Consider the following 21,792-nt stretch of genomic DNA (forward strand, 5'->3'; position numbering starts at 1 on the left):
TTCAATTCGATAGCTCGATAACTCGCCGCGTCGTCATAAGCCCCCTACAACGACTCGGCGATTTGGCTTGATGGGCGAGTGATGGGTGGGTTGGATGACAACAGCCACGTCTGCTATCGGCCAGAAGTGGGCGTCCCGAATTACTCAGTTCAAGTACGACTGCCCTTGCAGGCATTGCCAGCAAGCGACTATCAATCCTTGCAGACTCCACTACACCGTAAACATAAGCCTGCATGCATTGAGAGCGCTTATTCAGCAGATACCACACACCGCTAGCACATCACTGAGCCAGGGCCTTGCGGTTAGGTCTTTGATTGCTCAAGGCAGCTTGCATAGTGCTGTATCGCCATTCGATACCCATCAGTGCCGAACCCTGCGAGCACGCCTTTGGCAACGCGTGAAACGTAGGAAAAGTGCCTGAAATCTTCACGCCTATGGACATTTGAGATGTGAACCTCAATCACTGGTACCTCGGCTGCAATCAACGCATCGTGGATGGCTGCCGATGTATGGGTCCATGCTCCTGGATTGATCACAATCCCCGCTATCCTTCTACGTGCGTGGTGAATCCATTCAATCATTTGCCCTTCGTGATTGGTTTGCTGAAACTCAATTACAAGCCCAAGTTCTTCGCCGTACTCACGACACGTCTGCTCAACGTCGGCCAATGTCTCCCGCCCATACACCTCGGGCTCTCTCAATCCCAACATGTTCAGGTTAGGGCCGTTCAAAACCAGGATGGTTTTCATCATTTAATCCTCGCGAGTCGCTTCAATTCTTTACGGTACTCATGGCTGCCAGCCGTGCCTTATGATATTCATCGGCTTCTGTGGATTGGGCATCGCGGTTACCGAGGTCGGCTGTAGGAATTCGAGAGGTCTCGGGCGCGCACCAGGCCGCGATACCAGCTAGCAACGTGCACACACAGGCGATCCCACCGACAATCAAGGGTATGTTTTCAGTCCCAGGGCCTGCGATCAGGGCAAACAGAGCAGGTAACATTGCGGTGATGAACAGTCCGCTGTTTTGCGAAATTGCCATTCCCGACACGCGGTAACGTGTTTCAAATTGCTCTGGGAAGAAGGATGGGAACACCGCGTTGTAGCCCTGGTAGATCATTCCCCACATCAGCAGTGAGGCGCCGAAAGCGAGCGGGAGGCTGTGAATGCTGATTGCGTATAAATAAGCAAAGGACATCAGCCCGCAACCAAAGGCGCTTGCGATGATCAGAGGCCGGCGCCCAACCTTGTCAGAAAGATTGCCCACGAAAGGGATGCACAGCACCGCCACGATATTGCCAACGACCGGGATCCACAGGTACACGCTTTTATCGAAGCCGATGCCATAGGCAGGTTGCACCGCATAGGCTGCTCCGAACACGGTCGTAATGACTGGAATAACATTCATCAACGAAACCCCAACTACAACCAGCATGCCTCTCCAGCTGTGTTTGAAGGCTCCGATAATCGGCGATTCAGACTTCTCATCCTTGGTTGTTTGCTCTACGAATACTGGCTGTTCCTCAACTTCCCGGCGAATGATGAAGCCAGCGATCAGCACCACAGCGCTCAAAAGAAAGGGAATACGCCAGCCCCAGCTATTGAAGGCTTCATCGGACATGAAATAGGCCAGAGGCAGGAAAATGGCTGCTGCGAGTACCTGACCTGCCTGCACCCCTTGAAGTGTGTAGCTGCCGAAGTATCCTCTTCGTCCTTGGGGTGCATGCTCCAGAATCATTGAGCTGGCTCCCGAGATCTCTCCCGCTACAGCAAACCCCTGCACCAGTCGCAGAACTACTAGCAGGATAGGTGCCCATATACCAATCTGGTGGTAGGTTGGCAGAAGGCCTACCGCCATGGTGGCGAATCCCATCAGGAACATGCATAGCAGCAGTACGTTCTTGCGCCCTCGAGTATCACCCCAGTGCCCCAAGAAGAACGCGCCGATAGGGCGAGCAATGTACCCAACCCCGTAAGTCGCCATAGCCGCCACGATGGCAATCTTTGGATCGGTTGAGGGGAAGAAGAGTTGTGGAAATATCAGTGCTGCCGCTTGGGCATAGATGAAAAAGTCGTAATACTCCAACGCGGAGCCGATCCAACCACTCGCGGTGGCTTTCTTGGCTTGCTTGGAGCGGTGCTGCTCTGTCGCTGTTGCTGTGTTCATCTGACTACTCCAGATATTGTTTTTATAGGTCTGGCAGGGCAGCAAAAACCGCCCCTGGTACACGCAAAACAGGGCATGACTGGAAGCCATGCCGGGCTCAAATACGGTCGATTTCTATGATCGAGCCGCTTTTTGCGGCCTGTGAAATAGCCTCAGTGATGATCAGATTCCGCAGTCCGTCGCGCACGGAGACCAAAGGCGTTTCCGTGCCTCGTATGACGTTGCAAAAGTGCTCAAGCTGGATCTCAAGGGGGTCTTTGCGGTCGACAGCGCAGTGGCCCGTTTGGAAGGGCTTCCACCATGATCTGTCTTCGGCCTTCACGTAGTATTTGAGACGCATTGTGGGCACTGACAGTGAGCCGTTCTTCCCACTGATGACGTAGCAATCCTCATCCTCGTAGGACGGATAGCTCGCGTTTTCTTGCGATGTTTGTTCCCAACTGCGGGCACAGCCGGTGCTGTCGGAGAGCAAGAAGGAACCGAGTGCTCCATTCTCAAAGCGCAGGCCGATACACACGGTGTCTTCGACAGGAAATCCACGTGCGACACTGGACTGCATTGCTTGAACAGCAACAATTTCACCGCACAGCGAACGCAGGTTGCCGATCTCATGGATCATATTGATCAGAATAGGGCCACCGCCCTCCTGACGTCGCCAGATGGCAGCGTCGAAATAATCATCTGGTTTGTAAAACAGAGCGCTGCCTTGCACGGCAACGATGTCTCCAAGAATGTCGTCACGGATGATCTCTCGCGCCTTGGCAAGAATTGGGCTATGCGCTCGATGATGTCCTACGAGCAGCTTGGCGTCAGTTGCATCGGCAACAGCGAGTAACCGCCTGCCCTCCTCAACGCTGTGCGCCACCGGCTTCTCTATCAGCGCAACAACACCAGCCTCAATGCATTGCAAAGTCTGTTCGACATGTAAGGCGTTTGGAGTGGCGAGAATTACGCCATCAGGCTTGTCCTCGGCGAAACAAGCCAGAAGATTTTCATACTGCGAGACGCCCAGCGAGTCTAGGTAGGAGCCATCAAGTTCGAACGGATCGATAACGGCTGACAGTTCGCAAGAAGAACTCGCTTGGATGAGTTCAATATGGCGTCGACCGATGAGGCCGGCACCCGCTACCGCAATTCTGATTTTGGACATGCTTTGATCTTCGCGAGCGTTATTGTTTTAAATCTCGACGTACAGAAGTCGTGATTCGATCTGCTAGGATCAAGGCTACTATCAACGCGCAAAGCTATAATTGAGCCATATGGAAAATCAGAATTCTCCATTAGTAAATAATGATCCCTTCCTGAGGGATCTGCTTCTGTTCTCAGTCATCGCAAAACGTGGAAGTTTTAGCGCGGCAGGGACAGAGCTTGGAATTTCTCCCGCCCATGTCAGCAAGCGTGTTTTGGCGTTGGAAGAAACGCTGAGCTGCAAGCTCTTTAACCGGACAACCAGGCGGGTTTCGATCACCAAAGATGGCGAAACGATGCTCGTTTGGGCCCAGACGATCATGGACAACGTCAATGGGATGCTTGAGACCTCACTGGGCGACCGGGTCGAGCCCAGAGGCACGCTGCGTATCAGCACAAGCCAGCGAATGGGACGATTTCACATCGCTCCAGTTCTGGCCTTGCTTCGTAAACGCTACCCAAAATTAGAGGTGTGGCTTGAGCTGGTTGACCGTCGAACTGACCTCATTGGGGAGCAGTTCGACATCGATATCCGAGTTGGAGAAATTAACGAGCAAAATCTGATTATTCACAAAATCGCAGATAGCCAGAGGATTCTCTGTGCTGCTCCGAGTTACTTGGAAGAGCGCGGTAATCCAAACTCTGTGAGCGAGCTTCAACGCCACGATTGCCTGTTGTTTCGTGGGAGGGATCAAAGCTTTGGTGTATGGCGGCTCGAGGGGCCAAACGGTCTTGAGTCGGTGAAAGTCACAGGGCCCATGGCATCCAACCACAGTGATGTCGTTCGAGAGTGGGCGCATGATGGTTTCGGCATCATCATGGCATCAACCTGGGATGTGGCCCCAAGCATCAGGAATGGGACGCTCATTCGCATCCTGCCTGAACATTTCCAGCCGGCGAATGTGTCCGCAGTCACTACGATTCGGGCTTCTGGCTCGATGAAGATCAGGGTATGCCTGGATTTTCTGAGTGCACACCTGAGTTCTGGGCCTTACGCACTACGAAATGGTTAGTCCCAGAATGTGTTGCTACGACAGGCAACCATAGGCCGATTTATGCCTTTGCTGACAGGCAGTTGTGGGTCTGATAGCCACCACCAGCCGTTGTGACTGATCCACCCTTGTCTTCCCTCAACGTGGAGGACAAGCCATGAACACTGTTGCTAGATACCGCCATCAGCCTTGGAACAAGGGAAAGCTTGTCGGTCAGAAAGCCCCGCTCCGAGTCAGAGATATCTGGCTATCCGAGTAAGACTTCAGCTTGCTGAGAAGACGCGTGATTTGGCGCTCTTCAACTTGGCCATCGATAGCAAGCTGCGTGCCTGTGACTTAACCAAATTGCGGGTCCGAGACATTGCCCATGGGGAGCATGTGTCGTCACGGGCCATTGTGATGCAGCAGAAAACTCAACACCCAGTGCAATTTGAAATCACTGAACAGACCCGAACGGTTCTGGAAGCGTGGATGCGCCAGGCGCGTCTAAGCAGTGAGGATTTCTTGTTCCCGAGCCGGTTGCACGCTTCAGAGCATTTATCCACCAGGCAATACGCTCGAATAGTCAAAGCGTGGGTGACAACCATTGGCCTTGACCCAACCATGTATGGCACTCACACGCTACGGAGAACCAAGGCTTCGTTGATTTATCGCAGGACGAAGAACCTTAGAGCGGTCCAACTCCTGCTTGGTCATACGAAGCTTGAAAGCACTGTCAGGTACTTGGGAATCGTGGCGAGCATCATGATGCAAGGGCGGGAATTATAGTGACGCGTTGATGGCTGCTATTGGTCGAAGAGATTCTTGCACGCAGCTCACCTTTAGGCCGGTGGGCATCGATCAGACACGCTCGGGTGAGCTGCGATCGAAGCGCGTCAGGTCATAAAACATTTTTGGGGTGAACCTGCCAGCGGTTCGAATACGCATATACTGTGCGTATTGCGAATGGTAGCAGTTTGATATTGCCGGCTAAAGGTTGTGTAACTTCGATGAACAAGACTGATCTGCTTGAGTATTTGAAAGAGACCAGTTCGGAAATGACCCGAGACAATATAGATGAAGCTGTTCTGCTGCATTTCGATTTGGTCATGGAAAGCTATCGAGAAAAGCCTTCGTTTTATAAAAATTTGTTGAAATATGACCGATTCATGGTTGCCCTGTCTTTATTGAGCTTCAGCTACAAAGACGAGAAAGTTCCTTTATCCAGAGTAAAGGCATTCTGCTACGAACGTGGCTATATGTCTCGAAATAGCCTGGATTCTTATTGTTCATTTTTGTCCATTGCCGGATATCTGGATGTTCGGTTACATGTGCAGGACGGGCGTCAACGTAGTTTCCGACCTACGGAAAAAGCGCTAAGCAATACCGTGCAGCTAATCAAATCTTATTTGCTGCCTTCGCAGATGATCTCTCCATACGACAGTGGGTTATCGGTTGTAGGGAAGAATGTTGATCTATTGCGCGTATTTTTTCGAGGGTTTGCCAAGATACTTGAAGGGGACTTCCTGCTCGACAAGCTGTTGCCTGAAGCGAAATGGATTCTCAATCGGGACGGCGGTCATCTGCCGATGCTCGCACTCTATGCCGATGCCCTGCGCACCGGCTCGTTAGAGACCGGCTACAACGTATCCTCTTACGTGGAGCTTTCATCGCGTCTGGGCGTGTCCAAAACACACATGCAGCGCATGATCAAAGAAGGCCAGTTACAGGGCTATTTCAAATGCGACAAACGTTTGGTGGGGTTGAGTCCGGCCTTTCTCGAATTGATGCGGCGGGCCATGTCAATCTACTTTGCAATTGCCCGTGTCAGCATGGAGTTGGGAGTTGATGAGAGCGAAGTAGGAAACGAGCCTGGCGGTATTCGCTGTGTGTGTGAGCGTTAGCGCGAGTTCGCTTGTTATTTTGGGGAGCGATTTAATCACTAAGCAATGTCCTTTTTGTTGTAATTTTTATGCCGGAGTTCAGCGTGTTTAATCGCCAGTTGAAGAATGCTCTTTTTACCTGCCAAGAGCAATTGTGCCTGGCGCTCGGGACAGTCGCCGACGTCGAAGCAGTGTTTCTTTCAGTACGTGTCGATGGAGCTGGCCGGATTATCTCGGCCAACCAGCGGTTTGCGCAAACGCTGGGATACTCGCTGGAACAGCTTTCAAAAATGGTAATGAGTAACATCAACGCGCAACCGCAGAATGATTTTGCACCCAACCTGTGCGCCATCGAACGGCAACGCTATCGTGCCTCCGACGGCCGTGCTGTGACACTCAATATAGGCTGGATCGCTGCAGCGAACCGGACGTTTCAAGGCTACGGCATGGTTGCACCTGCGCTGGCGCGGGACGAACAGGAGGTTATCGAAATGTTCAGCGCACTGAACCGCTCGATGGCGATGATCCAGTTCAGTCTCGCGGGTGAGGTCGTCTACGCCAACGAATCGTTCGTCCAGGCGATGGGTTACAGCCTTGCGGAGATACAGGGCAAGCATCACCGTCTGTTCTGCCTGGCGGAGGACGTGGCGTCGGCGCATTACGACGAATTCTGGAAGAGTCTGAACAAGGGCGTGTTTAACGCTGGTCGCTTTCGCCGGGTAGATAAAAGCGGAAAAGTGGTTTGGCTGGAGGCCACTTACAATCCCATCAGAGACGCTTCCGGTCGGGTTTATAAAATTGCCAAATTCGCCAGCGTAGTGACCGAGCAAGTTGAAAAAGCCGACGGAATCAAACAAGCAGCGACCATGGCTTACGACGTGTCGCTAGATACCGATGTGAAAGCTAACCGAGGGATGGAACTGGTCGCCGACTCCGTGCTCGGCACACAGAATATTTCCCAACAGATGGCCTTGGTGACCGACAGCATGACCGCGCTTGAATCGCAGTCGCAGTTGATCGCTTCCATCGTCGACACGATCGGCGCCATTGCCACCCAGACCAATCTCTTGGCGCTTAACGCCGCTATCGAAGCTGCACGCGCTGGAGTGCATGGACGAGGATTCGCTGTCGTGGCGGATGAAGTGCGCAAGCTCGCCGGCCGTACCAGTGCGGCCACCCAGGAGATTAACGGTGTGGTCAGGCAAAATCGAGAATTGGCCGGCGAAGCCGCGTTGCATGTCCAGTGCAGCAGAGACCAAGCCAACGTTTTATTGGAACTGTCCGAACAGGCAGGTATGGCGATGGCAGCTATCCAGTCAGGCGCAAAGCAAGTAGTGAAAGCCATTGGTAGAGTCACCAGCGATCTGCATTGAACGCTTTATCTGCGTCGCGGTGACGCCTCCTCCTTTGGTGAAAGCAATATGGAAATTTTTGCGTACGGTTTTTCCGATTGATAACAGGAATTTGGATGCCAAAGCACACTTAATTCATTGATTAGGTATTGCCCAGACGTTGACATCACATTCAGGCCGTTTCGGAAAAGGAGTTTAGGGATGCCGGCGAATTTCAAAATCAGACCAAGAATGCGAACACTGCTGTCACCAGCGGTAACCAAGATTGAAATGGCGGGAATTGTTTCCTGGCTTTGTGTGTTGCTGATTGAGCCTGCGACAACGTTAAATCTGTTAAATATGTTGGTTACAGCATCGTTGTTGGTTATTTGGTACGTTCATCGCGTAGTTGCTGATTTTCGCATATGGAGAATGCTCGGCGGCGTGTATATATTGATTTTGTCACTCGGCTTTGCGCATGTGATTGACACCAATGTGCAGCTGCGCGTCTTTACGCTGCCCCTAGCTGTGATCATCGTGGTAAGCAGTGCTATCTTATTCGTCACGGTTCAGGACTATCTTCTCTCTACATTGCTGGTCTGGATACTGATGTGGCCCAATTTGGACGTTGGCTTTTACCGGGAACTGGAAGTTTATCTGGTCATTTTTTGCGTTGCTTCCATGTCCATAGGGTTTACTCTCAGCTTTACCTATCTAAGAAACATGCGCTCAGTGTTGTTGGTCGAAAGTGAATTCAGGACATTGGCGGAGACAGATTTTCTCACCTCCTTACTTAATCGACGGGCCTTTATGGGGTTCTTCCAAAATGCATTGGCAGAAGGCCGCAGCGGCTACTTTATAATGTTAGACATTGACGAATTTAAATTAAAAAACGATCAGTACGGTCACGATGTCGGTGACAAGATTTTGTGTGCCATGGCCGCGTGCCTGAAATCCACCCCTGGCAGCCACAGTGTCGGGCGGATTGGAGGTGAGGAATTCGGTGTCTTGTTGTTGGGCGAAGATGATGCGGTTGCTCATGAGTACGCATTGCGCCTGCTGGGCAACATCCGTTGCAGTGTATTGCCTCCGCATCAGTTCACTTGCAGCGCGGGCGTCGCGCAGTTCCGAGCGACATCGGACATGTCCGCAGTGCTCAAATGCGCCGACAGCAATATGTATAAAGCGAAGCATGATGGTAAGGATCGGGTGTTTCAGGATGGAAGGCAGGTCAAACCGCTACGTCCTGTAACTACGTAATTAAGGTTTGACTGGAGGACGTCTGTGAAAATCGTTTTCGAAGAAATCGAATCTCCCCCTTGCTGCTTGCTTACTCTGGGCACCTTCACTTTAATGTTCCAGAACCGCTCAGAGGCTGAAAGCTTTCTCAAGCTCCTGATGGGGCCGCAGACATCGTTTAGCCCCAATCGCTGAACGTCTGCTTCTGGCCGATTTCTGCCGTTCGTGCAGGCCAGCAATCGCAAACCCGATGCCCAGAGCTAACCCCCCGGTATCTGATACACAACCGAATCATATTTTTCCGCCGTCCGCCTTTCGATGACGACTCCCCCCAAAGCTTCAGCAATACGTCGACTCGCACGATTCTGCGTCGCAACAGGGTAAATGAAGTGCTTTGCCACCACCCACTGGCTAGCCCACTGAACAACCGCCCGCACCGCTTCACCGCCAAACCCCAACCCATGTTTATCTTCACGGATCCAGATACCCAACTCCGGTGTTTCACTGCCGGTATGGTGCAGCCCGACCAAGCCGGTAAAACGAGCACCTACCCGCTCCCTGACCGTGAACACGATGTCGCTGCCATCCGCTATCGCAGGCAGCCACTGCCCCCAGACTTGCGCGTACTCTTCCAGCGAGGCAGGCGGTTCCCAGGACATGTAGCGAGTCAGAGACGGTGAGATACAAGAGAAAGACTCAACAGCGTCCTGCTCGCAGAAGGGCTCGATGCTCAGGCGTTGCGAGAGAATGCGGATTGGATGGGTGTCCACTGGCATGGCAATTTCCTTCCTGGGTTCGTTACTCCATGTATGCCGTGAACATATCATGCGGGTCGCTTCATCAGTATCAGGCTCTCTATACTGGACCCCCAGGATGGTAGTTGGAGCACCCAATATGCCCGTCGCACCCAATCAAAATTCCCCCATCATTTTGGTCCCTGCTCAACAAAGCGACTTGGATAATCTGGTAGCCATTCGAATTGAGGCCATGCGCGAGAGTCTGGAGCGTGTTGGGCGATTTGATCCGGTCCGTGCGCGGGAGCGGTTTCTTAGCGGCTTTGAAGCTCGCAGCACACGCTATATCGAGGCATCTGGAGAGCGGGTGGGTTTCGTAGTGGTGAAACGTCACCACCATGAACTCTTGCTCGACCACTTGTATGTAAGGCCGAGCGCGCAAGGGTCAGGGGTAGGGTCTGCTGTTCTCACTCAGATTTTCAAAGAGGCGGATGCGGCTGCGCTTCCTATCAAAGTAGGGGCTCTCAAAGAAAGCGCTTCGAATCGCTTTTATACCCGCCATGGCTTCCAGTTCATCGAAAGCAGTGAGTTCGACAATTATTATGTTCGTCAGCCTAGTCCGGCGATTGGCGCTCATTCCGGAACCATGGGCTGACTGGTACTAGCCCTTCAGTTCACCAGCTCGATTGCTCGCCGCGTCGTCATACGCCACATACAACGATTCTGCAATTTGGCTTTTGATCGCCTTGGTGGCCTCCAGCCCCAGCACAAAACCCTCGGCTTTACCGCCAGCACGGTTGAGTTCTTCATGGGTGGAGGCGCCAGTAATAGCGTCAAGCAGCTTGGCGGCGTGGGGGCCGACGCCTTTGGGGAGGGAGATCTGGTCGATGGACATTATCGCTACCTTGAAAAATGGAGTTCGGGAGCGAGTGGAACCACTGCCGGGGCTGGCATGGTAGACCTGTTTGCCTTGAAAGGGGTCGCTTTACGCGCAGCGGCGCTATTCTTTGCGGCTACGTAGTCAGATGGGGCCAATGGTGAATCTGGAGGGGGTTATGGAGTATTGCGTTGAGGGCTACTGCCTTCGGCCTTTGGCATGTGACGATTTCGAGAGGATCAGCCGTTACGAACGCGTCAACCGCAGGCATCTGCAACCCTGGGAGCCGCTCAGGGACGAGGAATACTTCACCACGGGCAACGCCAAGGCCAGGGTGGAGCAGCAGGTCAACAATATGCAGGCTGGCAACGCTCTATGTTTCCTCTTGCTTGAATCCGAGAGCGGAGAGGTTCTAGCGCGGTGTAACTACACGAACATTGTAAGAGGCGTTTTTCAGGCCTGTCATCTCGGCTTCTCGCTGGCGGAATCTGCCCAAGGTCGCGGCTTGATGAAAAAAACGCTTCAGGTCACTAACCGTCATTGCTTTGAGCAGTTGGGGCTTCATCGGATCATGGCCAATCATTTGCCCCGTAATGTGCGAAGTGAACGACTTCTGGAGTCGCTGGGGTTTGAGAAGGAAGGACATGCGCGGGCCTATCTGAAAATCGCTGGCGTCTGGGAGGACCATACGTTGAGATCGTTGATCAACCCTGAACAATAAGCGCCCCACCCACCCCGCTCAGGAATAAGCTGATGTCTACCGAGCCCCTCTGTCTGGTTTTCGTACCCGCCCTGGTAGCCTTGCTGACCGCCGCCGAATCGAAAAAAGGCGCCCCTCTCAGCGAAGTCGAAGTGTGCAATATCCGCGACCAGGCCACCTGCATTGCGGTAACCTTCTCCACGGCGCTGGCGATGGAACAAGAGCGGGGTTACCCGGATATCGTTGCCGAGGATTGCTGGAATGAGTGGCAACGCTTGCGTCCCTCGCTTCAATAGCGCCCGCTCTGATCAGCATAGGTATCTACACAACTCTGTAGCGCTCAACGGTAACCACGATGCGAAGCGAGCCGCTGTTGATCTTGATCTGCTTTTGATCTTGATCTCAGGCGCCCCGTTAAACCACGCTGGCCGAACGCAGGCTTGAATTCGTGGGTAACCCGGCAGGACGCCGGGTTAGCCGCCCCGCGCCATGGATGGCGCGTGGCGGCGGCCCACGGATTCAAGACTGTGTTCGGGCACACCGAGCCTAGGCGAGGTGCCGAGTGGTGGGGCAAGAGCGTTTTGCTTACTTTTACGCTTTTCAAAAGTGAGCCGCCGTCAGGGCGGAACCCTAGGTGGCCGTTACCGCAGGAATGGATATGTACTCGGTATAGCTGTGTCGCCTATAAGGCCGCCTTCGCGAGCAAGCCCGCTCCCACAGTTTGATTGCGGGGGGTCAGGTAGATTGGTGTCGGCTGGCAGGCCCCCATCGCAGGCAAGCCAGCTCCCACAGCTGGATCGCTGAGTGTCAGGTAGATTGGCGTGGGCTGGCAGGCCGTCATCGCAGGCAAGCCAGCTCCCACAGTTGAATTTCGGAGCGTCAGATGGATATGCGCCGACTGTCAGGCCGTCACGGGAGCAAGCTCCCTCGCCACAGATTTAGCGTCGTGCCGAAGTTGTGTAGATAGCTATGCTCTGATCAGCGCCCCAACCCACTCCCAGGACTCCTTTATGCCACCTGCCTCACGCGACCACGCCCGTATCGAACGCCGCCTCATCGCAGCCCTGACCGACGCCTGCGAGATCGCAAAAACCGAAATCCCGGGCTTCGACTGGTTGACCCACACCGTCGACTACCGCGCCTTTCCCCAAAGCCTGCGGGTGATCTGGGTGTTCGACAGTGTCGCGAGCAAGGCTCACGCCCTCGCGACCGGCGCGGACGCCCGTATGCGCGAGCTGACTACCGCCGCGCTGGATGACGCTGACGTGCACGTCCCGAACATCGCCCGCTGCGTCAGTTTCGACTCCGAAGAGGAATGCCACCTTCGGCATGGCGGCGATTGGCGTCGGCGGCTGGCTACTCTCTCGGCTCACTGAGCAAGGCGAGACCTTGCTACCCCACCTTGCACGTCAACCAAGCCCCCCAGAACAGGCTGCTGAAGAAACGGGTCGCGTCGCCGAAGCCAGCGTCGTGCAACAGCTTCTGAACCGCGGCCTCGGAATGTGGCGGGTCAGCGCCTTGAAGAATTTTGCCAAGCTTGGCCTTCACTTCGTCCGGGGTGGCTCCATGCTGGCGCCACCGTTGACCCCACGCCGCCAGCAGCAACGGCTGGCTGGCATACGCATAGTGATTGCCCGCGACGATCAGCGGTGCACCCGGTTTGAGATGCGCCCGAATCGAACGCAATATCTCGCCCTTGGCTTCATCACCTTCCAGATGGTGGAGCACACCGATCAAGGTGGCGGCGTCGTATGACGCATCTGCTGGCAGGTCTTCGAGCTGCCCAAGATGCAGGGTCGTTCTGTCAAGCAAGTGCTTTGCTTCCAGCTGTTGCCTTGCCGCGTCCAGCATCGGCTGGGAGGGATCAACGGCCATGAAGCGCCAGCCCGGTTCAAGGCTGGCCATGGCGATGATCTCCTGCGCCGTACCGCCAGCGCCGACCACAAGTACCTTGGCCGAGGGGGCATCGCCAAGGCTCGCCGCGAGCATGCAGGCTGCCAGGTCCTGGCACGCGTCATAGCCTGCCAACGCGATACGGCTTTGTCGTGCGTACTCGTTGGCTCTTGAGGTGTCGAATTTGTCGGCAGGGTTGGGTGAGGATGAGTTCAAGGCGGTTCTCCGTGGCCTTGACGCAAATTACGTTAACCGTCGCAGTAAGAAAAATGCATTAATTTTATGTGCTGCATTCCCGTTAGGAATGCAGGGGCATACGAGTGGAGGGGTTGCAGGATCGTACAAGCCTCTGGCCTGTCGGCCCGGATAGTCTGGCCTTCTCACCGACAGGAAGGCTCAGCATGACTCACCTACAGCAACCCGCCCAACCGATAAACCTCGCGCACAAAGCCTCGCTCATCGACCAGCAATGGAGCCCAAGAGTGGTCGCCGAAATGAACGACTACCAGTTCAAAGTCGTGCGCATCGAGGGCGAATTCATTTGGCACTCGCACCCGGAAACCGATGAAGCGTTCCTGGTGCTTGAAGGCACGCTGCGTATCGACCTGCCGGATGGCCCGGTGTATGTGAAGCCGGGTGAGTTGTATGTGGTGCCGCGTGGCATTGAGCACAGGACGGCGGCCGAAGGTGAAGCCAGGCTGATGATGATCGAGCCAAGGGGCATCATGAATACAGGGCATGAAGGCGGTGAGCGTACCGCGTTGAATGACCAGTGGATTTGAGTATGCCGCTGGCCTGTAGGAGCGAGCTTGCTCGCGAAAAACGTCAACGATAATGCGTGCTTCCTAAGTAAACGCGGCGCCTGTGAATTTTTCGCGAGCAAGCTCGCTCCTACAGGGGCAAGAGGGCAAGCCCTATCGCCTTTGAATCTGCACCGTGGCAAACGTCGGCTCGTCGCGCGCCTGCTCCAGTGTATTCCTGGGCTGTTGCGGGGCCAGGGATTGCCCCTCTGGCCGTAACGCAGGCGGCGGATGCAGGCGCATGTCCGAGCGCTCATCGCTGGGCGCCACGCCGAAGAAATCGCGGTAGCACTTGGAAAAATGCGGCGTGGACACAAAGCCGCAAATCACCGCCAGTTCGACAATCGAAATGGGCGTCTGCATCAGCAACTGGCGCGCACGGGTCAGGCGCAGTTTGAGGTAATAGCGCGATGGCGTGCAGTACAGGTGCTTCTGGAACATGCGCTCCAACTGGCGGCGGGACACATGCACGTAGGCGGCCAGTTCGTCGAGGTCGATGGGTTCTTCCAGGTTGGCTTCCATCAGGGCGACCACTTCCTGCAGCTTGGGCTGTTGCGTGCCGAGCAGGTGTTTGAGCGGCACGCGTTGGTGGTCGCGCTCGTTGCGAATGCGCTCGTACACGAACATCTGGGAAATCGCCGCCGACAGCGTGTGCCCGTGATCGCGGCCGATCAGGTGCAGCATCATGTCCAGCGGCGCAGTGCCGCCGGAGCTGGTGAAGCGGTTGCCATCGAGGGTAAATACGCTGGAGCTGACTTTGACGCGGGTAAACGCCTCCTGTATTGACGCCATCAGCTCCCAATGCACGCTGCACTGGAAGCCATCAAGCAACCCCGCCTGGGCCAGCGCCCAACTGCCGGTGCACACCGCGCCGAGACGTTTGCAGTACAGGCGCGCCTGGCTGCGCAACCAGGCGATGAGCGCAGGGCTGATAGCCTGTTGAATGCCCACGCCGCCGCACACGATCACTGCATCGAAGCCGCGCTGGTCCTGCGCGCATACGTCCGGGGTCACCGACACGCCATCGCTGGCCCACACCGGCTGGCCGTCCAGGCTGAGGGTTTGCCAACGGTAGAGTTCTTCGCCCGCCAATTGGTTGGCCATGCGCAGCGGCTCGACCGCACACGACAGCGATATCAGGGTGAATTGGTCCAGCAGCAAAAAGCCGATGGTCTGGCAAACAGGTACCTCGGTTTCCATCACCGCTACCCCACAGGCGTGATCAGGACTGTTCCAGCGCCACCGGCTTGGGTGCCCGGTTGTGCTGACGCGATGTGACCAGGCCAATAAAGGAAATCACCAACGCCAGGCCAATGGTCGAGGACACTTCGGTGCGGTGCTCGGGCGTCACCATCATCACCCCCAGGGCCAGGCAGATAAATACGATCACCAGGTAAGTCAGCCAGGGAAATAGCCACATGCGAAAGGTCAGCTCGACATTTTGCCGAAGCAGCAACCGACGCATGCGCAGTTGCGAGATAGCGATCACCAGGTACACCAACAACGCAATCGCCCCGGAGCTGGCGAGCAGGAACTGGAACAACCCGGCAGGCATGAAATAGCTCAACAACGTAACGCCCGCGCCGATGATGGTGCTGGCGATCACCGCCGCCCGGGGCACGCCCGCCTTCGAGGTGATTTTAAGCGCCGCTGGCGCATCGCCGCGCTTGCCGAGGGAGAACAACATGCGCGAGGAAATGTAGATTGAAGAGTTCATACAACTGGCTACCGCGATCAACACCACCACATCGACCATGAATTTGGCGTTGGGGATGTTCATAATTTCCAGTGCGCGCTGATAGGAACCCACAGAGGCCAACAGTGGGTCGTTCCAGGGCACCACGGAAATAACGACGGAGATCGACAGCAGGTAGAACACGCCAATGCGCCAGATCACCGAGCGGGTGGCCTTGGCGATGTTCTGCGCGGGGTTGCTTGATTCCGCTGCGGCGATGGTCACCGCTTCGGTGCCGATGAAACTGAACATGATGGTAATGAACGCGCCCACCACCGCCGACAGGCCATTGGGAGCAAAGCCGCCGTGTTCCTCCATCAAGCGGCTCAAGCCGCTGGCTTCGCGATCCGGGATCCAGCCCATGAGCACGCTGAAACCCAGGCCGATAAAGCCGATGATGGCAATCACCTTGGCCATGGCGAACCAGAATTCGAACTCGCCGTATTTGGCCACGCTGAACAGATTGGTGATCACCAGCAAAACGATCGAGATCAACGCAAACAGCCACGCATCCACCTGAGGGAACCACTGATTGAGCACATGCCCGGCGGCCAACGCCTCGATGGGAATAACCAGCACCCAGAACCACCAATACAACCAGCCGATGGTGAACCCCGCCCAAGGGCCGATGGCCTGGTCGGCGTAGGTGGAAAACGAACCGGTGTCCGGGCGTGCCACCGCCATTTCCCCCAGCATGCGCATGACCAGCACCACCAGCAGGCCGGAAAACAGATAAGCCAGCAACACCGCTGGCCCGGCGGCGGCGATCGCGTGTCCGGAGCCGACAAACAACCCCGCGCCGATGATGCCAGCGATGGACAACATGGTCACATGACGCGGCTTGAAGCCCTGCGCCAGCTGACCGGTGGAATCGTTGCAGTTGAGGCTAGTCATTGTTTTTGTTGTTCTCGGGCGGCCAATGACCCTCACCTTAAGTGCCCGAGGCCAGGCACAAGTAGCCTGGTTACGCCACCATCGTGTCTGATATCGACATGGGGAATGGTGGCACTCTGAGGTAACGTGCGGCGTGCCCTACTCTTGCGCGCTGCGTATCAACGACCCGAACAGCTCGCCACGCGGCATCTTGCTCAGCTCGATATCGGCATTTTCAAACCATTCCCGCCCGGCTTCCGGGTGCGGCCCGCTCAGCACCACCACGCCACGTTCGTAGGTATAGCGCGCCGCCGCCACGTCGCCATTGTGGTAGGTCGCGATGACCTTGTAAGGCGCAGCGGCGCTAGCTTTGGGGAAGTAAGGGCCATCCTGATAGAACACAGAGTCAGGTTGCCCGTCCCACGTCACCCGCACGGCGGCGTCTTCAATGCCGGACACTTCAAAACCGGGACGGCCAGCTTCGGTATCAAGCGCCTGGGGGATCAGGCCGAGGTTGTTGTCGTCGGCCAGGTAGGCGCCCATGCACAGGCCCAGGTAGCGGCCACCCTTGGCGACGTAGCCGCGGATGGCTTCGGCACGCGCCTCACCGAGGCTGTCGAGGGCGGCCGGAATGTCCTGGCCGCCACCTGGCTGCACGTAGAGGTCATAGCGCGCCAGGTTTTGGGGAGTGATGTCGATGGGTTCGTCGGCACCGACGAAGTCGATCTGGTAATTGGGGTTCAGGCGCTGCAGGGCGGTTTTCACGTTTTCCGAGCAGTCCGGGCAGCCTGCCGGGCCTCGGTAGATGGCGACATGGGTGATGGGGCCTGCGCCGTGTACGGGTAAAGGGTGCAGCGTCGCAACGGCGAGAAACGTGGCAGCGAGGGCAGGCAGTTTCATGGGGTAGGCTCAACGGTCAGTTGAATGGGTTTGATCCAGTGGTCGCAGCGCCAAGCCTATAACGATGAGCCTTTTGAATTCGTGAAGAGTTGTAAATCCACGTGGGCCATTCATCCACTTCCCAGCATCTGCCATAACGACGCGCCTACTCCGGTAATGCTCTCACCGGCGATCAGCCCCGCCGCTGCCGTGATCGCAAAGCGCTGCGTCACGCTCGGCCAGCGACAGCTCACCGCCCAAGTCATGATCGCGCCAAGGGCCATCATCAGCGACACCGACGCAGGCAAGACAAACGCCAGTCCCAAGGCTGCCGCACTCGGCAGGTAGCGGGCGCGATGGGTGGGTAATGTGCTGTCGAGTATGCCCAGCAGCACGCCGAACAAGCTTGCAATGCCGATGGCCCAGCGGATGCTGGGGGACAGTGAATCCAGCCCGTGGGTCAGGGTTTGCGCCACGGCTTTCCAGGTGGCGACGGCAGGGGCTGGCCATTGTTCGGTGAGCAGCATGGTTTGAGGGTCGGGGATCAACGCCAGGTACGCGAATACACCGACAATACTGCCGACGAAAATCCCCAGGATTTGCGCGATGACCTGCTTATGAGGCGTGGCGCCAATCGCCTTACCCACCTTGAAATCGTTCATCAAGTCCGTGCACTGCCCCGCCGAACCGCCGGCGGTGTTGGCGCTCATCAGGTTGATCGGCACCTGGCCCGGCGCAACGATGCCAAAGCTCAGCTGGGACAGTTGCCCGATGGCGCCAATCGGCGGAATACCGGTGGCGCCCACCACCCGCGCCGCCACGGCGGCCAGGCAGATCGCCAGAGGAATGGTCAGCAGCGCCATCCCGAGGTTGATACCGAACAACAGCGCTTGCAGGCTCACCACCAACACTATCGCCAGGGCAAACCCCACGGCAGGCCCAGGCTTGGGAATCGCCCAGGGCGTGCCGCCAGCCGCTCGGGTTGAGCGATGCAACGCCCACAGGCGAATCGCCAGGGACACCAGGGTGGAACACACCATCAGGCTCACCCCAGGCCACAGCAGCCATTCCACCAGCGCGGCAAACTGCGGGCCGCTGCTGTCGGCAGGCAGGCTCACCAGGTCGTTGGCCAACAGCCACGGCCCCAGCCCGCCCCAGGCCAGCAAGGCGCCGAGCAGCAGGGTCAGGCCCACGCGAATGCCGATGATGCCGCCGAACCCCAGCAACAGCAGCGAAGGGTCGGCGGTGAAGGTCAGGCGCTCCAACGCGGGGCTCGGCGACCAGCGTGGGAAGGCCCACATAAAGGTATCCACCCACTTGACCAGCCCGGACAACAGCGCCGCGCCGAGCAGCACTTTCAAGCGCGTGGCGGCTTCGCGGCCATGGTTGTAGATGTGCAGCAGGGTCTCCAGGGTGGCCATGCCTTCGGGAAACTTCAGCGCCTTGTCATTGAGCAATGAAGGCCGCAGGTACCAGGCGATCCAGATCCCCAGGAAGCTCACCGAAAACACCCACGCGATCATCGGCAGCGCTGCGAGTTGGTTGCCGGTGAGCAAGGTATAGGCCGGAATGGGCGCGACCAGCCCGCCGGAAATGATCGACGCCGCGGCAGAGGCCACGGTCTGGTTGATATTGCTCTCGTGCAGGGTCCACGGCAGGTGTTCAGCGGAACGCCGGGCCAGGCCTTGCCAGATGCCATAGCCGATCAGCAAGGCGATGATCGACATATTGAACGACCAGCCGATCTTCAAGCCCGCGTACACGTTGGAAGGGGTGAGTAGGATACCCAGCACGATCCCGGTGATGACTGCCCGCAGGCTCAGCTCGCGCTCTACGGGCGCGATTGACGAGGTGGAGTGCATGCAGATTCCTTTCGAGAAAAACCAGTGCCACCTTTTAAGTGAGCACCGGGAGACTCGAAGGTTCACCTGACGAGCCTGGGTCTAAGGCTGTAAATGTGGGAGGGGGCAAGCCTTAATGCCAGTCAGTTAAGCGAACGAAGTGTTCAAAGCAGCGAAGGTCAAATGTGGGAGCGGGCTTGCTCGCGAAGGCGTCGGCCCAGCAAACATCGAGGCTGACTGACCCACCGCTTTCGCGAGCAAGCCCGCTCCCACAGGGGATCTGCGCTTAACTGACTGGCATTAGGGCAAGCCTCCTCCAACATAGCTTCTGGCTATTTGGCGAACGCGTATTCCCCGCCCCGCTCCACCGCCTTGCGGTATGCCGGGCGCGCCTGGAGCTTTTGCAGCCACGCGGCCAGGTTCGGATAGGCCTGCAATTTGCCCTGGGCCTGGGCGATTTCGCCGATAAAGCTCATCTGGATATCCGCGCCGCTGAGTGCGTCGCCCACCAGGTACGGCGTGTGGCCCAGCACGTCATTCAGGTAGCCCAGGTAATTGGCCAGCTCCGATTCAATCCGCGGATGCAGCGGTGCGCCCGCCTCACCCAGGCGCCCGACGTAGAGGTTGAGCATCAGCGGCAGCATGGCCGAGCCTTCAGCAAAATGCAGCCATTGCACATAGCTGTCGTAGGCGTCGGTAGCCGGGTCGGGTTGCAGTTGGCCGTTGCCGTGGCGGCGGATGAGGTAGTCGATGATCGCGGCGGACTCGATCAGCACACGAGAGCCGTCTTCGATCACCGGGGATTTGCCCAACGGGTGAATGGCCTTGAGCTCAGGCGGTGCCAGGTTGGTCTTGGCGTCGCGCTGGTAGCGCTTGATGTCGTAGGGCAGGCCCAGTTCTTCAAGCGCCCACAGGATACGTTGCGAGCGGGAGTTGTTGAGGTGGTGAACAGTGATCATCGAGGCAACACCTTGGGGGGATTTAAGAGAAGACTACAGCGTAGCGGTGAAGTGCCGCGAATGTGGCTCAGGCGAGCAACTGCTCGATCCACTTCACCTGCTGCACGATCTCCTGCACTTTCTGCTCGGGCACCGCCTGCCGCGCCTGTTCGAGGCTGGCCAATGTCTTGCGCTTCTGGCGCAACATCCGTTGCCACTTCGCCACAAACGCCGGGCTGCGGGCCTGCATTTGCAGCGGGCCGAAGTACAGTTGCTCTTCGGTGTAGGTCACCGCTCCAACACGTTCAGCAACGATGATTTCGTAGTAGAAGCGGTTTTCCAGTAGCAACTCCTCGTGCAGGATCTGGTAGCCGTTGCCCATCAACCATTGACGCAGGGGCTGCTCACCGCCGTTGGGTTGCAGGATCAGGCGTTCCCGCCCGTTCAACCGCGCCTTGCCGCTGTCGAGAATATCGCGGATCGTCTCGCCACCCATGCCGCACAGGCTGACAGCGGTAATGTCATCGCCGGCTTGAATCGCCGCCAAGCCATCCGCCAGACGCACGGTGATGTGCTGCGTCAGGCCGTTGTCGGCCACGGTACGGTTGGCCGCATAAAACGGTGTAGCGGCCACTTCCCCCGCCACGGCCGCCACAATAGCGCCACGGCGCATCAGCGCCACCGGCAGGTAGGCGTGGTCCGAGCCGATATCGGCCAGGCGGGCACCGGCAGGTACATGCGCGGCCACGCGCTCCAAGCGCTGGGACAAGGTGTGTTCGTTCAACGGTGGTTCCTTAAGAGTGCCCGGAAAATCGATCCCGGCTGTTGGTCAAGTGCAGCACCATGGCCGCCCGTGCGGCGTCCGGGTCCTGGCGCTTGATAGCGTTGTAGATGGCCTCGTGTTCCAGGTTCGCCAACTGCCCCAGTTGAGCAAAGTCCGCGCCGCCGCGCTCGACGGCATTCACCTGGGTGCGCGGAATCATCGCCGTGCCCAGGTGCTGCATGATGTCGGTGAAAAACGTATTGCCGGTGGCTTCGGCGATCAGTTGGTGAAAGCGCTTGTCCTCCTCCACACAGCTGTCGTTGTTGGCCAGGGAGGCTTGGTAGTCATCCAGCGCCTGGCGCATGTGGGCCAGTTGTGCCTCGCTCCTGCGCAGCGCGGCCAAGGCCACCGCTTGCACTTCCAGGCCCAGGCGCAATTCGAGCATGTTGCGCACGCTGGCGACCGTGTCCACATGCAAGCGCAGCCCCGGCTGCGTGTGCTGCTCCAGCACAAAGGTGCCGATGCCGTGACGTGTCTCCACCAGCCCCGACGCCTGCAGCTTGGACAAGGCTTCACGCACCACGGTACGGCTCACCCCATGCTCAAGCACGATGGTGGATTCGGACGGCAGTTTTTCACCCGGCTTGAGTTGCCCCAACTGGATGCGCTGGGTCAGTGCCTCGACCACACCTTGGGCCAGGTTGGCGGAACGTTTGCGCACAGGCGGTGTGCTTTTAATCGGCATCGAGACGGGTCCACGGGGTTGGGCTGGGGGGAGCTTATCACCCTGAGCGCACGGGGCGACGGGTGGCGGCGAAAAACACGCAACTTGTATGACAACACACTCATTACACCTCACCCGACCATGTCTTCGCTTTGAGAGAAGCACACACCCCGAGCCGTCACCAGCGGGACAAAGCCCAATAAAATCTGGCAAATAACCAAAATAGCCACTCTCAATACGGGCTTATAAGAACAAAA

The 21,792-nt window shown here is 57.0% G+C and carries 22 protein-coding genes and 1 pseudogene; 10 read left to right on the top strand and 13 right to left on the bottom strand.

Going from position 1 to position 21,792, the window contains the following annotated elements; all coding sequences use genetic code 11:
- Window positions 1–302: 302 nt before the first annotated feature.
- The 3 genes from aroQ to N2A98_RS17675 form a co-directional block, all read right to left on the bottom strand.
- On the bottom strand, window positions 303–752 hold the full coding sequence (gene aroQ, locus N2A98_RS17665; protein WP_078803493.1) for a type II 3-dehydroquinate dehydratase: 450 nt from the start codon (window positions 750–752) through the stop codon (window positions 303–305).
- A 19-nt stretch (window positions 753–771) separates the two neighbouring features.
- Window positions 772–2,166 (bottom strand): MFS transporter, encoded by a 1,395-nt coding sequence (locus N2A98_RS17670; RefSeq protein ID WP_275623622.1) that lies wholly within the window; start codon window positions 2,164–2,166, stop codon window positions 772–774.
- A gap of 97 nt (window positions 2,167–2,263) precedes the next feature.
- On the bottom strand, window positions 2,264–3,316 hold the full coding sequence (locus N2A98_RS17675; RefSeq protein ID WP_044274749.1) for a Gfo/Idh/MocA family oxidoreductase: 1,053 nt from the start codon (window positions 3,314–3,316) through the stop codon (window positions 2,264–2,266).
- A 109-nt stretch (window positions 3,317–3,425) separates the two neighbouring features.
- Here N2A98_RS17675 and N2A98_RS17680 point away from each other — a divergent pair, with 109 nt between their 5' ends.
- The 5 genes and pseudogenes from N2A98_RS17680 to N2A98_RS17700 all read left to right on the top strand — a co-directional run bounded on the left by N2A98_RS17680 (window position 3,426) and on the right by N2A98_RS17700 (window position 8,799).
- On the top strand, window positions 3,426–4,367 hold the full coding sequence (locus tag N2A98_RS17680; RefSeq protein WP_044274750.1) for a LysR family transcriptional regulator: 942 nt from the start codon (window positions 3,426–3,428) through the stop codon (window positions 4,365–4,367).
- 136 nt (window positions 4,368–4,503) lie between these two features.
- Window positions 4,504–5,114 (top strand): annotated as a pseudogene (locus N2A98_RS17685) (tyrosine-type recombinase/integrase).
- Between the two features lie 221 nt (window positions 5,115–5,335).
- The gene (locus tag N2A98_RS17690) at window positions 5,336–6,229 is read left to right on the top strand and encodes a hypothetical protein (protein WP_003192623.1); all 894 of its coding nucleotides are present in this window, start codon (window positions 5,336–5,338) and stop codon (window positions 6,227–6,229) included.
- Window positions 6,230–6,312: 83 nt separating this feature from the next.
- Window positions 6,313–7,581, top strand: coding sequence for a PAS domain-containing methyl-accepting chemotaxis protein (locus N2A98_RS17695; protein WP_044274794.1), 1,269 nt, complete (start codon window positions 6,313–6,315; stop codon window positions 7,579–7,581).
- A gap of 180 nt (window positions 7,582–7,761) precedes the next feature.
- A complete protein-coding gene (locus tag N2A98_RS17700) occupies window positions 7,762–8,799 on the top strand; it encodes a GGDEF domain-containing protein (RefSeq protein WP_275622421.1) in 1,038 nt (345 codons plus the stop codon).
- A gap of 239 nt (window positions 8,800–9,038) precedes the next feature.
- Here N2A98_RS17700 and N2A98_RS17705 read toward each other — a convergent pair whose 3' ends face one another.
- Window positions 9,039–9,554: a GNAT family N-acetyltransferase gene (locus N2A98_RS17705; protein ID WP_044274755.1), complete on the bottom strand. Its 516-nt coding sequence runs from the start codon at window positions 9,552–9,554 to the stop codon at window positions 9,039–9,041.
- A gap of 118 nt (window positions 9,555–9,672) precedes the next feature.
- Between N2A98_RS17705 and N2A98_RS17710 the strand changes: the two genes are divergently transcribed.
- Window positions 9,673–10,167: a GNAT family N-acetyltransferase gene (locus N2A98_RS17710; RefSeq protein ID WP_275622422.1), complete on the top strand. Its 495-nt coding sequence runs from the start codon at window positions 9,673–9,675 to the stop codon at window positions 10,165–10,167.
- Window positions 10,168–10,173: 6 nt separating this feature from the next.
- On the opposite strand, the gene N2A98_RS17715 is transcribed toward N2A98_RS17710, so the two are convergent.
- Entirely contained in the window at window positions 10,174–10,407 is a 234-nt protein-coding gene (locus N2A98_RS17715) for a hypothetical protein (RefSeq protein ID WP_003192651.1), read from the bottom strand.
- 160 nt (window positions 10,408–10,567) lie between these two features.
- Here N2A98_RS17715 and N2A98_RS17720 point away from each other — a divergent pair, with 160 nt between their 5' ends.
- From N2A98_RS17720 to N2A98_RS17730, 3 genes are all read left to right on the top strand, one after another.
- The gene (locus tag N2A98_RS17720; RefSeq protein ID WP_057700786.1) at window positions 10,568–11,110 is read left to right on the top strand and encodes a GNAT family N-acetyltransferase; all 543 of its coding nucleotides are present in this window, start codon (window positions 10,568–10,570) and stop codon (window positions 11,108–11,110) included.
- Window positions 11,111–11,142: 32 nt separating this feature from the next.
- Entirely contained in the window at window positions 11,143–11,385 is a 243-nt protein-coding gene (locus tag N2A98_RS17725) for a hypothetical protein (protein ID WP_275622423.1), read from the top strand.
- Between the two features lie 714 nt (window positions 11,386–12,099).
- Window positions 12,100–12,465, top strand: coding sequence for a hypothetical protein (locus tag N2A98_RS17730; protein WP_078803501.1), 366 nt, complete (start codon window positions 12,100–12,102; stop codon window positions 12,463–12,465).
- Window positions 12,466–12,481: 16 nt separating this feature from the next.
- On the opposite strand, the gene N2A98_RS17735 is transcribed toward N2A98_RS17730, so the two are convergent.
- Window positions 12,482–13,198 carry a class I SAM-dependent methyltransferase gene (locus tag N2A98_RS17735; RefSeq protein WP_275622424.1) on the bottom strand — a complete coding sequence of 239 codons (717 nt, stop codon included), beginning with the start codon at window positions 13,196–13,198 and terminating at the stop codon, window positions 12,482–12,484.
- A 185-nt stretch (window positions 13,199–13,383) separates the two neighbouring features.
- Here N2A98_RS17735 and N2A98_RS17740 point away from each other — a divergent pair, with 185 nt between their 5' ends.
- Window positions 13,384–13,764, top strand: coding sequence for a cupin domain-containing protein (locus tag N2A98_RS17740; RefSeq protein ID WP_275622425.1), 381 nt, complete (start codon window positions 13,384–13,386; stop codon window positions 13,762–13,764).
- A gap of 132 nt (window positions 13,765–13,896) precedes the next feature.
- Here N2A98_RS17740 and N2A98_RS17745 read toward each other — a convergent pair whose 3' ends face one another.
- The 7 genes from N2A98_RS17745 to N2A98_RS17775 form a co-directional block, all read right to left on the bottom strand.
- The gene (locus tag N2A98_RS17745) at window positions 13,897–14,982 is read right to left on the bottom strand and encodes a GlxA family transcriptional regulator (RefSeq protein ID WP_275622426.1); all 1,086 of its coding nucleotides are present in this window, start codon (window positions 14,980–14,982) and stop codon (window positions 13,897–13,899) included.
- A gap of 22 nt (window positions 14,983–15,004) precedes the next feature.
- The gene (locus N2A98_RS17750) at window positions 15,005–16,411 is read right to left on the bottom strand and encodes an amino acid permease (RefSeq protein WP_275622427.1); all 1,407 of its coding nucleotides are present in this window, start codon (window positions 16,409–16,411) and stop codon (window positions 15,005–15,007) included.
- 138 nt (window positions 16,412–16,549) lie between these two features.
- Window positions 16,550–17,290, bottom strand: coding sequence for a BPL-N domain-containing protein (locus N2A98_RS17755; RefSeq protein ID WP_275622428.1), 741 nt, complete (start codon window positions 17,288–17,290; stop codon window positions 16,550–16,552).
- A gap of 110 nt (window positions 17,291–17,400) precedes the next feature.
- Window positions 17,401–19,131: an OPT family oligopeptide transporter gene (locus N2A98_RS17760; RefSeq protein WP_275622429.1), complete on the bottom strand. Its 1,731-nt coding sequence runs from the start codon at window positions 19,129–19,131 to the stop codon at window positions 17,401–17,403.
- A gap of 311 nt (window positions 19,132–19,442) precedes the next feature.
- On the bottom strand, window positions 19,443–20,069 hold the full coding sequence (locus tag N2A98_RS17765) for a glutathione S-transferase (RefSeq protein WP_275622430.1): 627 nt from the start codon (window positions 20,067–20,069) through the stop codon (window positions 19,443–19,445).
- A gap of 67 nt (window positions 20,070–20,136) precedes the next feature.
- Entirely contained in the window at window positions 20,137–20,832 is a 696-nt protein-coding gene (locus tag N2A98_RS17770; RefSeq protein ID WP_275622431.1) for a tRNA (adenine(22)-N(1))-methyltransferase TrmK, read from the bottom strand.
- A gap of 10 nt (window positions 20,833–20,842) precedes the next feature.
- Window positions 20,843–21,556 carry a FadR/GntR family transcriptional regulator gene (locus N2A98_RS17775; protein WP_032896089.1) on the bottom strand — a complete coding sequence of 238 codons (714 nt, stop codon included), beginning with the start codon at window positions 21,554–21,556 and terminating at the stop codon, window positions 20,843–20,845.
- Window positions 21,557–21,792 lie beyond the last annotated feature (236 nt).

The sequence above is a fragment of the Pseudomonas sp. FJ2-5-13 genome (assembly GCF_029201605.1).
Classification (GTDB): domain Bacteria; phylum Pseudomonadota; class Gammaproteobacteria; order Pseudomonadales; family Pseudomonadaceae; genus Aquipseudomonas; species Aquipseudomonas lactis.

Excerpts from the sequence above, each read along its gene's own strand:
- N2A98_RS17680 (WP_044274750.1), top strand. The coding sequence starts at position 3,426 with ATGGAAAATCAGAATTCTCCATTAGTAAATAATGATCCCTTCCTGAGG.
- N2A98_RS17670 (WP_275623622.1), bottom strand. The coding sequence starts at position 2,166 with ATGAACACAGCAACAGCGACAGAGCAGCACCGCTCCAAGCAAGCCAAG.
- N2A98_RS17760 (WP_275622429.1), bottom strand. The coding sequence starts at position 19,131 with ATGCACTCCACCTCGTCAATCGCGCCCGTAGAGCGCGAGCTGAGCCTG.
- N2A98_RS17725 (WP_275622423.1), top strand. The coding sequence starts at position 11,143 with ATGTCTACCGAGCCCCTCTGTCTGGTTTTCGTACCCGCCCTGGTAGCC.
- N2A98_RS17720 (WP_057700786.1), top strand. The coding sequence starts at position 10,568 with ATGGAGTATTGCGTTGAGGGCTACTGCCTTCGGCCTTTGGCATGTGAC.
- N2A98_RS17730 (WP_078803501.1), top strand. The coding sequence starts at position 12,100 with ATGCCACCTGCCTCACGCGACCACGCCCGTATCGAACGCCGCCTCATC.
- N2A98_RS17715 (WP_003192651.1), bottom strand. The coding sequence starts at position 10,407 with ATGTCCATCGACCAGATCTCCCTCCCCAAAGGCGTCGGCCCCCACGCC.
- N2A98_RS17765 (WP_275622430.1), bottom strand. The coding sequence starts at position 20,069 with ATGATCACTGTTCACCACCTCAACAACTCCCGCTCGCAACGTATCCTG.
- N2A98_RS17675 (WP_044274749.1), bottom strand. The coding sequence starts at position 3,316 with ATGTCCAAAATCAGAATTGCGGTAGCGGGTGCCGGCCTCATCGGTCGA.
- aroQ (WP_078803493.1), bottom strand. The coding sequence starts at position 752 with ATGATGAAAACCATCCTGGTTTTGAACGGCCCTAACCTGAACATGTTG.
- N2A98_RS17745 (WP_275622426.1), bottom strand. The coding sequence starts at position 14,982 with ATGGAAACCGAGGTACCTGTTTGCCAGACCATCGGCTTTTTGCTGCTG.
- N2A98_RS17700 (WP_275622421.1), top strand. The coding sequence starts at position 7,762 with ATGCCGGCGAATTTCAAAATCAGACCAAGAATGCGAACACTGCTGTCA.
- N2A98_RS17775 (WP_032896089.1), bottom strand. The coding sequence starts at position 21,556 with ATGCCGATTAAAAGCACACCGCCTGTGCGCAAACGTTCCGCCAACCTG.
- N2A98_RS17750 (WP_275622427.1), bottom strand. The coding sequence starts at position 16,411 with ATGACTAGCCTCAACTGCAACGATTCCACCGGTCAGCTGGCGCAGGGC.
- N2A98_RS17690 (WP_003192623.1), top strand. The coding sequence starts at position 5,336 with ATGAACAAGACTGATCTGCTTGAGTATTTGAAAGAGACCAGTTCGGAA.
- N2A98_RS17710 (WP_275622422.1), top strand. The coding sequence starts at position 9,673 with ATGCCCGTCGCACCCAATCAAAATTCCCCCATCATTTTGGTCCCTGCT.
- N2A98_RS17705 (WP_044274755.1), bottom strand. The coding sequence starts at position 9,554 with ATGCCAGTGGACACCCATCCAATCCGCATTCTCTCGCAACGCCTGAGC.
- N2A98_RS17755 (WP_275622428.1), bottom strand. The coding sequence starts at position 17,290 with ATGAAACTGCCTGCCCTCGCTGCCACGTTTCTCGCCGTTGCGACGCTG.
- N2A98_RS17740 (WP_275622425.1), top strand. The coding sequence starts at position 13,384 with ATGACTCACCTACAGCAACCCGCCCAACCGATAAACCTCGCGCACAAA.